The sequence below is a fragment of the Novosphingobium sp. genome (assembly GCF_036820275.1).
Taxonomy (GTDB): Bacteria; Pseudomonadota; Alphaproteobacteria; order Sphingomonadales; family Sphingomonadaceae; genus Novosphingobium.
Genome location: NZ_DAISLT010000010.1, coordinates 144,342 through 155,422, shown reverse-complemented (window position 1 = coordinate 155,422; position 11,081 = coordinate 144,342). Strand labels below are relative to the sequence as shown.

Genomic DNA, 11,081 nt, shown 5'->3' with positions numbered 1-11,081 from the left:
GGCTCTCGTGCTCGGGTTCCGACCTCGCCGGGGTCCATGCCGTGCGCACCCGCGAAGACTGCGACACGCTGATGGCCGAAGTCGATGCGGGCACCAGGAACGTGGTGGTGATCGGCGGCGGCTATATCGGCCTCGAAGCGGCGGCGGTGCTGTCGAAGCTGGGGCTCAAGGTCACGCTGCTCGAAGCGCTGCCGCGCGTGCTGGCCCGCGTGGCCGGAGAGCCGCTTTCGCAGTTCTACCAGAGCGAGCACCGGACGCACGGTGTCGATCTGCGCACCGGGGTCGCGGTCGAGTGCCTCGAAGGCGACGGCCACAAGGTGACCGGCGTGAAGCTGGCGGACGGCGAAGTGCTGGCGGCCGAAGCGGTGATCGTCGGCATCGGCATCGTTCCCGCCGTCGGCCCGCTGATCCTCGCCGGAGCGGCGGGGGCCAACGGCGTGGACGTGGACGAATATTGCCGCACCTCGCTGCCCGACATCTACGCCATCGGTGACTGCGCCGCCTTCGCCTGCGATTTCGCGGGCGGTACGGTGATGCGGGTGGAATCGGTGCAGAACGCCAACGACATGGGCACGTGCGTGGCCAAGGCGATCTGCGGAGACGAGAAGCCCTACAAGGCGTTCCCGTGGTTCTGGTCCAACCAGTACGACCTCAAGCTCCAGACGGCGGGGATCAACCTCGGCTTCGACCAGACGGTGATCCGCGGCAATCCCGAGGATCGCAGCTTCTCGGTGATCTACCTCAAGGAAGGCAAGGTCCTCGCGCTCGACTGCGTGAACATGGTCAAGGACTACGTCCAGGGCCGCAAGCTGGTGGAGGCAGGCGCAAAGCCCGATCTCGCCGCGCTCGCGGACAAGGAGCGGCCCCTCAAGGAACTGCTGTAAATCCCGGAGAATCCTCCCCGCCGGTCGGTGGGGAGGTCTTCAACCGCTGCGCCGCCCACTGTGCGGCTTCCGCGACGGCGGGGTCGGGATCGGCCAGAAGCGGCGAGACTTGCGCCATCAGCGTGGCATTCCCGCTGTTCCCCGCCGCATAGAGGCAGTTGCGCACGAAGCGGTCGCGGCCGATGCGCTTGATCGGGGAGCCTGAGAACAGCTTACGGAAACCCGCGTCGTCCAGCGTCAGCAGGTCGGCGAGGTGCGGCGCCGTCAGTTCCGCGCGGGGCAGGAAGGCTTTCAGGCGGTGTGCCGTCTCGGCGAACTTGTTCCACGGGCAGACGGCCAGGCAATCATCGCAACCGTAGATGCGGTTGCCGAGGCCCACGCGAAATTCCTCGGGGATCGGCCCCTTGTGCTCGATGGTGAGGTAGCTGACGCAGCGCCGCGCATCGAGGCGGTAGGGGCTGGGGAAAGCCTGGGTCGGGCAGGCGTCCTGACAGGCCCGGCACGATCCGCAGCGATCGCGGCCCTCGGTGGAAAGCGGCAGGTCGAGCGTGGTGTATATCTCGCCAAGGAACAGCCAGGACCCATGCTCGCGGCTGACCATGTTGGTGTGCTTGCCCTGCCAGCCAAGCCCGGCAGCGGCGGCCAGCGGTTTTTCCATGACCGGCGCGGTATCGGTGAAGACCTTGACTCCGGCGGGACCCAGCCCGCGCTTGTCGGCTTCCGACACCAGCCAGCGGGCGAGGTTCTTCAGCGCCTTCTTCACCCAGTCGTGATAGTCCGCGCCTTGCGCATAGACCGAGATGCGGCCCACTTCCGGCACCTCCGCAAGGCTCAGCGGATCGCTTGAGGGCGCATAGCTCATGCCCAGCGCGATCACTCGCCGCGCCTCGGGCCACAACCCCTGCGGCGAGCGGCGATGATGGGCACGTTCGGCCATCCATTCCATCGATCCGTGCATGCCCTCCGCCAGCCAGGCATCGAGCCGCGCCGCGTGTGCGGGGTCTTCCTCGGCGGAAGCGATGCCGAAGGCGCAGAACCCCAGTTCCCGGGCTTGCGCCTCGAGATCGCGGGTCAGGGCATTCAGCGCATCGTTAACCAAGCTTGCGGACTTTCCGGTTCATAGGCACCACCAGAGTGCCATCGCATGAGCGCCGCAGTAGGAGATTGGTCCTTGGCCAGCAACTTGGAAGGACTGTCCCTCGCGATCGAGGCGCAGGGGCTGGTCAAGCGCTTCGACGGGTTCACGGCGGTGGACGGCGTGGACCTGCGGGTGCCGGTGGGCGCGGTCTACGGCATTCTCGGTCCCAACGGCGCGGGCAAGACCACGACCTTGCGGATGCTGCTGGGGATCATCGATCCCGATGCGGGAAGTCGCCGAATCCTCGGCGCGGCGCGGCCGCACGATGTCGCCCATGCCATCGGCTACCTGCCCGAGGAGCGCGGTCTCTATCCGGCGATGAAGGCCACCGAAGCGATCGCCTTTCTCGGCGCGTTGCGCGGCCTGCCGCTCAAGGAAGGGCGGCGGCGTGCGCACGAACTGCTGGAGCGGCATGGTCTCGGCTATGCGGCGGACCGGCAGATTCGCCAGCTTTCCAAGGGCATGGCGCAGCAGGTGCAGATTCTCGGCACCCTGGTCCACCAGCCCCGCCTGGTGATCTTCGACGAGCCGTTTTCCGGACTCGATGCGCTCAACCAGGGCAAGCTGGAGCGGATGATTCGCGAGCTTGCCGGAGAGGGAACGACGGTGATCTTCTCCACCCATGTCATCGCCCATGCCGAGCGCCTCTGCGACGATGTGGCGATCATCGCCGGGGGCAAGGTGCCTTTCGCCGGTCCCGTCGATGCCGCGCGGGATCGCATTCCCCAGCAGGTCCGCCTCGAAACAAGGGCGGAGGACGGACCGTGGCGTGCCGCGCTGCCCGAGGATGCGCGGCGGGAAGGGCCATTCTGGAATTTCTCGCTGCCGGAAGGCGGTGTCGAGCCTCTGCTGCGTGCGCTGATCGAGGGCGATGCAGGCATTCTCTCGCTTTCGATTGAGCGGGCGGGGCTTCACGATGCTTTCGTCGCCATCGCCGGGGAGGCGGCGGCGCGGGCGCTCGATGCCGGTGCGGAGCAGGAGGACGGGCGATGAAGGGCCGTCTGTCCGTTCTTGCGGCGGCCTGGGTGGTGGCCCGGCGCGACTTCACGGCGATCCTGTTCAGCCGCAGTTTCTTCTTCTTCCTGCTGGGGCCGCTGTTTCCGGTCCTGATCGCCGTGCTGGCGGGGAGCCTCGGCTCGCGCGTCGATGCGAGTCAGGAGCGCCCGGTGCTCGGCGTGGCGATGCCGGTGGCCGAGGTGGAAGCGCTGGAGCGCGCCCGCACGCAGCTGGCGCCGGTGCTCGACGATGAACTGCCGAAACTGCTGGTGATCCGCAGGCTGGCCGAGGGCGAGCGCTATGACCCCGCCCCGGCGCTGGCCTTGCGAAAGGTGAAAGTGGCGGCGATCCTGTCGGGGTCGCTGGAGGCGCCGGTTCTCACCGGACCGGGTGGCTTGATCGAGGTCTGGCGCGGGCCGGTCTCGATGCTGGCGGCGCAGGCGCGCTCGGATGCGAAATCCGCCTATCCCGCCGTTGCGCTGAAGCCGGTGGCCCGCAGCGATGCCACGGAGCGCAAGGGTCGCTTCGCCACCGCGCAAGGCGCGCAGACGCTGCTGTTCCTGTTGACGATGATGCTGGCGGGCATGGTCCTGTCCAACCTCGTCGAGGAAAAGGGCAACAAGATCATCGAAGTGCTGGCAGCCGCCGTGCCGATGGACGCGGTGTTCCTGGGCAAGCTCTTCGCGATGCTGGGCGTTTCGCTCGTGGGCATCGCGACCTGGGCGGCGACCGGGGGACTGCTCTGGCTGGGCGGCGGCATTGCGCCCGAACGCCTGCCCGATCCGGCGGTGGGCTGGCCTCTGCTGATCGGGCTGGGCGTGGTCTACTTCGCCATGGCCTATCTGCTGCTTGGCTCGGTGTTCCTGGCGATCGGCTCGATGGCGACGACCGTGCGCGAAGTGCAGACCCTGTCCATGCCGGTGACGATGGCGCAGCTCATGGTGTTCTTTTTCGCCAGTTTCGCCATGACCCAGCCCGGCAGCGCGGTGGAAATCGCCGCCGTGCTGGTGCCGTTCAGTTCGCCTTTTGCGATGCTGGCGCGTGCAGCGCGGGAACCGGCGCTCTTGCCGCATGTCCTGGCGATCGGCTGGCAGATGCTCTGGGTCGCACTGCTGGTGCGCGGCGGGGCGCGCTTGTTCCGTTCGCGGGTGATGAAGTCCGGCCCTGTCGGCAAGACGAAACGCTCCGGTCGCTGGTCGCTGCGGCGCCGCTGACGAGCGCGAGTTCTGGTACGGACGGCGGGACTCGAACCCGCACGATCAAGGATCAAGGGATTTTAAGTCCCCTGCGTCTACCATTCCGCCACGTCCGCACGAGGCCAGCCACTTGGGCATCTGCGCGCGATCTGGCAGATCGCGCGCGACAGGGCAACCGGGATGAGCGGGTTATGCCGAACCGATGCTTACGTCACTCGACATTGAGGCGGGCGCGCATTTCCTTGCCGGGCTTGAAATAGGGGACGCGCTTTTCCGGCACGTCCACGCTTTCGCCGGTGCGCGGGTTGCGGCCGGTGCGGCCTTCGCGGTGCCGGGTGGAGAAGGCGCCGAATCCGCGCAGTTCCACGCGGCCGCCGTCGGCCAGTCGCTGGGTTATCTCGTCGAAGAAAGTGTCCACCGCGCGCTCCACATCCTCGGCGCGAAGCTCGGGGTTCTCCTTGGCGAGAGCGAGCAGCAGTTCGGATCTGATCATCGCGTGCTTCCCTTTCAAAATGCCCTTCGGAAAAATCCCAAAGCAAGAAACCGAGGCCACTGGCGAATCATAATATTTCGCGTGAACTGGTTCTGTCTTCCCAAGAAAATGCCATTCCGGTGCCTTTTGCGCAATGGCTCTCCAGGGGTAGGGAAATCTCGCGTATCGTCAGGCAGTCAGACCGCCCGTTAGCGCATCTGCCAGCCATTTACACGGGCGATTTGGCCGCTAACGTCCGCAGTTTCAAGCTTGCTGGACGAGCTTTTCGGGCGACAGGATTAAAGAAGGGCGCATGAAAGATATCGCAACCTGGAACGAGGGGGATTGGATCGCCGCGATCGGCGCCGTTCTCCTCTTTGCCGTGCTGGCTATCGGCGGCGTCATCGCCACTCGCAAGAGCGAGGAATTCGTCGGCCACCCGCGCGGCCTTTTCGTGCTGTTCTATGCCGAGATGTGGGAGCGTTTCTCCTACTACGGCATGCGCGCGCTGCTGATCCTCTATCTCACCAAATTCTGGCTGTTCAATGACGGCAGCGCCAATCTGATCTACGGCGCCTATACCAGCCTCGTCTATATCACCCCGGTGCTCGGCGGCTATCTGGCCGACCGTTACCTGGGGCAGCGCAAGGCGGTGCTGTTCGGCGGCATCGTGCTGGCCGTGGGCCACCTGTTCATGGCCTACGAGGGCATCCACGGCGCGACCGACCCGCTGGTCAAGCAGGCGGATCCTGCGATCAACGTGTTCTGGCTGGCGCTGGCGCTGATCATCGTCGGTTCGGGCTTCCTCAAGGCGAACATCTCGGTGATCGTCGGCCAGCTCTACAAGATGACCGATTCCCGCCGCGATTCGGCCTACACGATCTTCTACATGGGCGTGAACACTGGCGCCGCGCTGGGTACGATCCTGGTCGGTTACCTGGGCGAGACCATCGGCTGGTCCTGGGGCTTCGGCCTCGCCGGCATCGGCATGGTGCTGGGCCTGCTCATCTTCGTGGCCGGCAAGCCCGCGCTCAAGGGCCGGGGCGAGCCGCCCAAGGCCCTGGCGAAGAAGGGCGAACTCGTCCTCTACGGCATCGGCATCGCCTCGGTCGGGGTGATCTGGTTCCTGATCCAGTACGTCAGCGTCATCCAGTCGCTGCTGGTCGTTTCGGGCATCGCGATGCTGGGCTACACGCTCTACGAAGCGTTCAAGCTGCCCAAGGAACCGCGCGAGCGCATCTTCGCGATCCTGTTCCTGATCGCGCTGAACCCGATCTTCTGGGGCCTGTTCGAGCAGGCGGGCGGCTCGCTGAGCCTCTATACCGACAAGTTCGTGGACCGCGGCGGCGTGCCGACCAGCCTGTTCCAGTCGATCAACCCGATCTACATCGTGCTGTTCGGCCCGATCTTCGCGGCCCTCTGGCAGTACCTCGGCCGCAAGGGCATCGAGCCTTCGGCCCCGGCCAAGTTCGGCCTTGCGCTGATCCAGGTCGGCCTCGGCTTCCTGGTCTTCGTCTGGGGCGCGAGCACGGGCAATGCGGCGGCGATGACGCCGGTGCTCTTCGTGTTCCTGATCTATGCCCTGCACACCACCGGCGAGCTTTGCCTGTCGCCCGTGGGCCTCTCGGCCATGACGCGCCTGTCGCCGCTGCACCTCGGCAGCTTCATCATGGGCGCGTGGTTCTACATGACCGCCGTGGGCAACTTCGTGGCGGGCAAGATCGGCGAAGCCACCGGCGGCGAAAGCGGCGTGATGGACAAGCAGGTGACGCTGGGCATCTACTCCACCATCGGCTGGACCACGATCGGCGTCGCCGTGGTGGTGCTGGCGCTCTCGCCGCTGGTGAAGCGCTGGATGCACCTCGACACGCTGGAGGATCGCGGCATCGACCGCGACCTCGCGGGGCAGAGCGAACTGGGTCTCGAGGCACAGGAAGCCGGGTTCCATCCGGAACCGAAACCGCACTGACACCAAACCGGCCCGGTGAACCAAGGTTCGCCGGGCCGGACTCTATTCGAACAGGGGAATTACGACATGAGGGTAACGCCGACATGGCGGCGCTGGTCGTCCACGCTTGTGCTGGGCGCGGCGCTGGCGCTGGGCGCCACGGGCGCGGATGCGAAGAAACAGGACAAGAAGGCGGCGCCCATCGTCGCCGATCCTTATCCGTCGACCTACAAATCCTATCCGGGCACGCCCACCGCATTGGTCGGCGCTACCGTCTATGACGGGCGCGGCGGCAGGATCGAGAACGGCGTCGTGCTGTTCCGCGACGGCAAGCTGGTCGCCGTCGGCGGCGCCGACATGGCGATCCCCGATGGCTTCACCCGCATCGACGCCGCCGGCAAGTTCGTGACTCCCGGCGTGATCGACATCCATTCGCACCTCGGCGTCTATCCCTCGCCCGGCGTCGACGCGCTGGCGGACGGCAACGAGATGACCAGCCCCACGACGCCCGACGTCTGGGCCGAGCACTCGGTCTGGCCGCAGGACCCCGGCTTCACCCGCGCGCTGGCCAACGGCGGCGTGACCAGCCTCCAGATCCTGCCCGGATCCGGTAACCTCATCGGCGGCCGCGCGGTCACGCTGAAGAACGTGCCGAGCATCACCGTGCAGGGCATGAAGTTCCCCGGCGCGCCCTATTCGCTGAAGATGGCCTGCGGCGAGAACCCCAAGCGCGTCTACGGATCGAAGGGCCAGAAGCCCTCTACGCGCATGGGCAACATGTCCGTCGACCGCCAGGCCTGGATCGACGCCCGCAAGTACATGGACGGCGACCATTCCGAGCGCGACCTCGGCAAGGATACGCTGGAAGGCGTGCTCAAGGGCGAGATTCTGGTCCAGAACCACTGCTACCGCGCCGACGAGATGGCGCAGGTGATCGATATGTCCAAGGAGATGGGCTACAAGGTCACCGCCTTCCACCACGCCGTGGAAGCCTACAAGATCGCCGATCTCCTGCGCGAGAACGACATCTGCACCGCCGTCTGGGCCGACTGGTACGGCTTCAAGATGGAAGCCTACGACGGTATTCCCGAAAACGCCGCGCTGCTCGCCAATGCGGGAGCCTGCGTGGTGATCCACTCGGACGATGAGAACGGCATCCAGCGCCTCAACCAGGAAGCCGCCAAGGCCCAGGCCGACGGTCGCCGCATCGGCATCGACATTCCCGACGCCAAGGTCATCGGCTGGTTCACCTACAACGCCGCCAAGACCATGGGCATCGGCGCGAAGACCGGCAGCCTCGAAGCGGGCAAGATGGCCGACGTGGTGCTGTGGAACGGCAACCCGCTCTCGGTCTACTCGCGCCCCGACAAGGTATGGATCGACGGCGCCCTGATGTTCGACGCACAGGATGCCAAGCGCCGTCCGGTCAGCGATTTCGAGCTGGGCCAGCCGGGTGAAGGAGACGTGAAATGAGCCGCCGCGCTCTCATTATCGCCGCGCCCATGATTGCTGCCATCGCGGCAACAGCGCTTCCCGCCGTCGCTTCGGCGCAGGACTTCGCGATCACCAATGCCACCGTCGCCACGGGAGACGGCAGCGCGCCGATCGAGCACGGCACGGTCGTGGTGCGCGGCGGCAAGGTCGTTGCCGCCGGAGCCGGTGTCGCCGTGCCTGCCGGCGTGCAGAGCGTGGACGGAACCGGCAAGTGGGTGACGCCGGGCCTGTTCTCGGCTGTCAGCGACCTTGGCCTCTGGGACGTGGAAGGCGTGCCCAACAGCAACGATACCGAGGCGGACAAGTCGCCCTTCAACGCCGCGCTCGACGTGGCTCCGGCGATCAACCCCTCCAGCGAACACATCGCCGTGAGCCGCGAAGGCGGCGTGACCCGCGCCAGCGTGGCCCCCTTCAACGGCGATTCGATCTTCGCCGGGCAGGGCGCGCTGATCGATCTCGGCACGGGCACGGATCTCGTGAACAGGCCGCGCGCGTTCCAGTTCGTGCAACTGGGCGAGGCGGGCGCCAGGCTGGCGGGCGGCAGCCGCGTCGCCGCCCATGTCGCGCTGCGTAACGCCTTGCGCGAGGCGCGCGATCTGGCGACGACCCCCAATGCCGCGCGCAGCAGCGATGCCATGCTGACCCGTGCCGACGCCGTCGCGCTGGCGCCGGTGCTCGATGGCCGACAGCCGCTCTACGTCGGGGTCGAACGCGCTGCCGACATCCGCAGCGTGCTGGCGCTCAAGGCCGAGTTTCCCAAGCTGAACCTCGTTCTGGTGGGCGCGACCGAGGGCTGGCTGGTGGCCGGTGCGATCGCGGCGGCCAAAGTGCCGGTCATCACGATGCCGCTGCGGGATCTTCCCGCCAGCTTCGAAAGCCTCGCGGCGACCCAGTCGAACGTGGGGCGGATGAAGAAGGCGGGCGTCAAGGTTGCCATTGGCCTGTTCTCAGGCAGCAACCAGCCGCGCTATGCGCCGCAGCAGGCGGGCAATCTTGTCGCCTTGAACAAGCTGCCGGGCGCGGCGGGCCTGACCTGGGGCGAGGCTTTCGCCGCGATCACCTCGGTTCCGGCCGAGATCAGCGGCATGGGCGGAAAAGAGGGGGTGCTGGCGCCCGGCGCCGTGGGCGACGTCGTCGTCTGGGACGGCGATCCGCTGGAACTCTCCTCGGCACCGGTCGAGGTCTATATCGACGGCGTCAAGCAGCCGCTCGACAACCATCAGAGCCGTCTGAGGCAGCGCTACAAGAGTCTGGATCGGACTTATCTGCCCAAGGCTTACGACTGGTAAGCCGGTAGCAGGGTGCCCCCGTTTCGGCGGGGGCACCCTTTTCTTATGCGCCTGAACCCAGCGCGATCGCCTCGTTCAACCCGAGCGCTTCGCGAAAATCCGCATCGTGGCTTACGCAGACCACGGCACCGTCGTAGCCGTGCAGAGCCTCTTCCAGCATCTCCACCGAGGCGAGGTCGAGGTGGTTGGTCGGCTCGTCGAGGATCAGGAGCCAGGGCACCTCCTTGCGTGTGAACAGGCAGGCCAGCGCCAGCCGCATCCGCTCGCCGCCCGAGAGGCCCGCGATCTCGCGATCGCCCCAGGTATTGCGGAAGCCGAAGCGAGCCAGCGCGGCATGGGCGGCGTGGCGGTCCGTGCCGGGATTGAGCCCCAGATAGGCATCGAGCAGGGTGCCCGAATCTCCCAGGAGCGAAACGTGCTGATCCAGCAGGGCGGTCCGCGCGCGGTCGATATGGATTTCGCCGCTGTCGGGGCGGTCCAGTCCTGCGAGCAGGCGGATCAGGCTGGTCTTGCCCGAGCCGTTGGGGCCGGTGAGCGCCAGGCGCTGCGGCCCTCGCAGCACCAGATCGAGCGGACCGAACAAGGGCCGTCCGCCGCGCGCGCAGGTGATCCCCCGCGCCTCGATCAGGACATGGCCGGAAGGCAATCCGCTGGGCGGCAGTTCGATGTGGATGGGCGCGAGCACTTCGATCTCTCGGCGGGCGCTGTCGAACTGCTCCTGCGCCCGGCCGACGAGTTCGTCCCCCAGCTTGCGTTGGCGGCCGCTGCTCTCTTCCGCGCGCTGTCTACGGGCGCCGAGCAGGATCTTCGGATCGCTGCCCCTGGCTGCATCCTTGCGGCCCTTGCTGTCGCGCCGGGCCTGCTTTTCCGTTTCCTGCTGCTTTTCGCGGCGGGCGTGGCGCAGGGCATCCTCGCTGCGTTCCAGCGCGGCGGCGGCCCGAGTACGTTCGGCGCTGCGCCGTTCGTCGAAGGCGTCCCAGCCGCCGCCGACCATGTGCACGCCCACACTGGTCAGCTCGACGATGCGGTCGGCGCGGCGCAGCAGTTCGCGGTCATGGCTGGCGACGAGGGCGCCGCCGTTCCAGCTATCGAGCAGGTCCGCCACGACCTTGCGTCCAGCAGTATCGAGATTGTTGGTCGGCTCGTCGAGCAGCAGCACGTCCGGCTCGCCCAGCAGCAGCCCGGTCAGCATCAGGCGGGTGCGCTGGCCGCCGCTGAAGCTGGCGAGCCTGCGCTGCGGATCGAGGTCGGCGAAACCCGCCTGTGCCGCCGCCTTTTCGAAGCGTTCGGCCAGGGTCCAGTCGGCAAGGTCGAAATCGTCATCCTCGAATCGACCGGCGGTGATGCGCTCCAGCCGGGCAAACTGTTCCGCAAGGCCCAGCGCCTCGGCCACGCTGGCGTTCTCGTCGGGAGGAAGCTGGTGCAGCAGGCCGACGCGGCCCTGGCGCACGATCGATCCTGCCGAAACCGGCACATCCCCGGCGATGGCGCGCAGCAGGGTGCTCTTGCCCGCGCCGTTGCGCCCAACGAGGCCAAGCGTTTCGCGGCCGAGCGAAAAAGTGAGATCGGAGAAGATCGGGGAACCGTCGGGGGCCGAGCAGGCTACGCGGTCGAGAGTCAGAAATGTCATGCGAACACCGGCAGATAGCGTTTGGGAAAAACGG

The 11,081-nt window shown here is 66.9% G+C and carries 9 protein-coding genes and 1 tRNA gene; 6 read left to right on the top strand and 4 right to left on the bottom strand.

All coding sequences use genetic code 11. The features are described 5' to 3' along the window. On the top strand, nt 1–884 hold an 884-nt coding region (locus V7066_RS10670; protein ID WP_334183014.1), incomplete at its 5' end, for an NAD(P)/FAD-dependent oxidoreductase. Here the strand turns inward: V7066_RS10670 and queG are convergent. Continuing rightward, nucleotides 868–1,983, bottom strand: coding sequence for a tRNA epoxyqueuosine(34) reductase QueG (gene queG, locus V7066_RS10665; protein WP_334183013.1), 1,116 nt, complete (start codon nt 1,981–1,983; stop codon nt 868–870). The genes V7066_RS10670 and queG overlap by 17 nt on opposite strands. Nucleotides 1,984–2,028: 45 nt before the next feature. Here queG and V7066_RS10660 point away from each other — a divergent pair, with 45 nt between their 5' ends. Both V7066_RS10660 and V7066_RS10655 read left to right on the top strand, forming a co-directional pair. Next, entirely contained in the window at nt 2,029–3,015 is a 987-nt protein-coding gene (locus V7066_RS10660; protein WP_334183012.1) for an ABC transporter ATP-binding protein, read from the top strand. Beyond that, nucleotides 3,012–4,232 (top strand): ABC transporter permease, encoded by a 1,221-nt coding sequence (locus V7066_RS10655; RefSeq protein WP_334183011.1) that lies wholly within the window; start codon nt 3,012–3,014, stop codon nt 4,230–4,232. The genes V7066_RS10660 and V7066_RS10655 overlap by 4 nt, the downstream gene beginning before the upstream one ends. 13 nt (nt 4,233–4,245) lie before the next feature. Here the strand turns inward: V7066_RS10655 and V7066_RS10650 are convergent. Together V7066_RS10650 and V7066_RS10645 are read right to left on the bottom strand one after the other, a co-directional pair. After that, a tRNA-Leu gene (locus tag V7066_RS10650) sits at nt 4,246–4,330 on the bottom strand. Between the two features lie 95 nt (nt 4,331–4,425). After that, nucleotides 4,426–4,707 (bottom strand): integration host factor subunit beta, encoded by a 282-nt coding sequence (locus V7066_RS10645; protein ID WP_147216404.1) that lies wholly within the window; start codon nt 4,705–4,707, stop codon nt 4,426–4,428. 292 nt (nt 4,708–4,999) lie between these two features. Between V7066_RS10645 and V7066_RS10640 the strand changes: the two genes are divergently transcribed. From V7066_RS10640 to V7066_RS10630, 3 genes are all read left to right on the top strand, one after another. Further along, nucleotides 5,000–6,655, top strand: coding sequence for a peptide MFS transporter (locus V7066_RS10640; protein ID WP_334183010.1), 1,656 nt, complete (start codon nt 5,000–5,002; stop codon nt 6,653–6,655). 66 nt (nt 6,656–6,721) lie between these two features. Beyond that, nucleotides 6,722–8,107, top strand: a complete 1,386-nt coding sequence (locus tag V7066_RS10635) for an amidohydrolase (protein WP_334183009.1) — start codon at nt 6,722–6,724, stop codon at nt 8,105–8,107. Further along, nucleotides 8,104–9,417, top strand: a complete 1,314-nt coding sequence (locus V7066_RS10630; RefSeq protein ID WP_334183008.1) for an amidohydrolase family protein — start codon at nt 8,104–8,106, stop codon at nt 9,415–9,417. The genes V7066_RS10635 and V7066_RS10630 overlap by 4 nt, the downstream gene beginning before the upstream one ends. 43 nt (nt 9,418–9,460) lie before the next feature. Here V7066_RS10630 and V7066_RS10625 read toward each other — a convergent pair whose 3' ends face one another. Further along, the gene (locus V7066_RS10625; RefSeq protein WP_334183007.1) at nt 9,461–11,047 is read right to left on the bottom strand and encodes an ABC-F family ATP-binding cassette domain-containing protein; all 1,587 of its coding nucleotides are present in this window, start codon (nt 11,045–11,047) and stop codon (nt 9,461–9,463) included. Nucleotides 11,048–11,081: the final 34 nt, after the last annotated feature.

Bases quoted from the DNA above. Each gene is read 5' to 3' on its own strand.
- V7066_RS10645 (WP_147216404.1), bottom strand. From the start codon at position 4,707: ATGATCAGATCCGAACTGCTGCTCGCTCTCGCCAAGGAGAACCCCGAG.
- V7066_RS10640 (WP_334183010.1), top strand. From the start codon at position 5,000: ATGAAAGATATCGCAACCTGGAACGAGGGGGATTGGATCGCCGCGATC.
- V7066_RS10660 (WP_334183012.1), top strand. From the start codon at position 2,029: ATGAGCGCCGCAGTAGGAGATTGGTCCTTGGCCAGCAACTTGGAAGGA.
- V7066_RS10630 (WP_334183008.1), top strand. From the start codon at position 8,104: ATGAGCCGCCGCGCTCTCATTATCGCCGCGCCCATGATTGCTGCCATC.
- V7066_RS10635 (WP_334183009.1), top strand. From the start codon at position 6,722: ATGAGGGTAACGCCGACATGGCGGCGCTGGTCGTCCACGCTTGTGCTG.
- V7066_RS10655 (WP_334183011.1), top strand. From the start codon at position 3,012: ATGAAGGGCCGTCTGTCCGTTCTTGCGGCGGCCTGGGTGGTGGCCCGG.
- V7066_RS10625 (WP_334183007.1), bottom strand. From the start codon at position 11,047: ATGACATTTCTGACTCTCGACCGCGTAGCCTGCTCGGCCCCCGACGGT.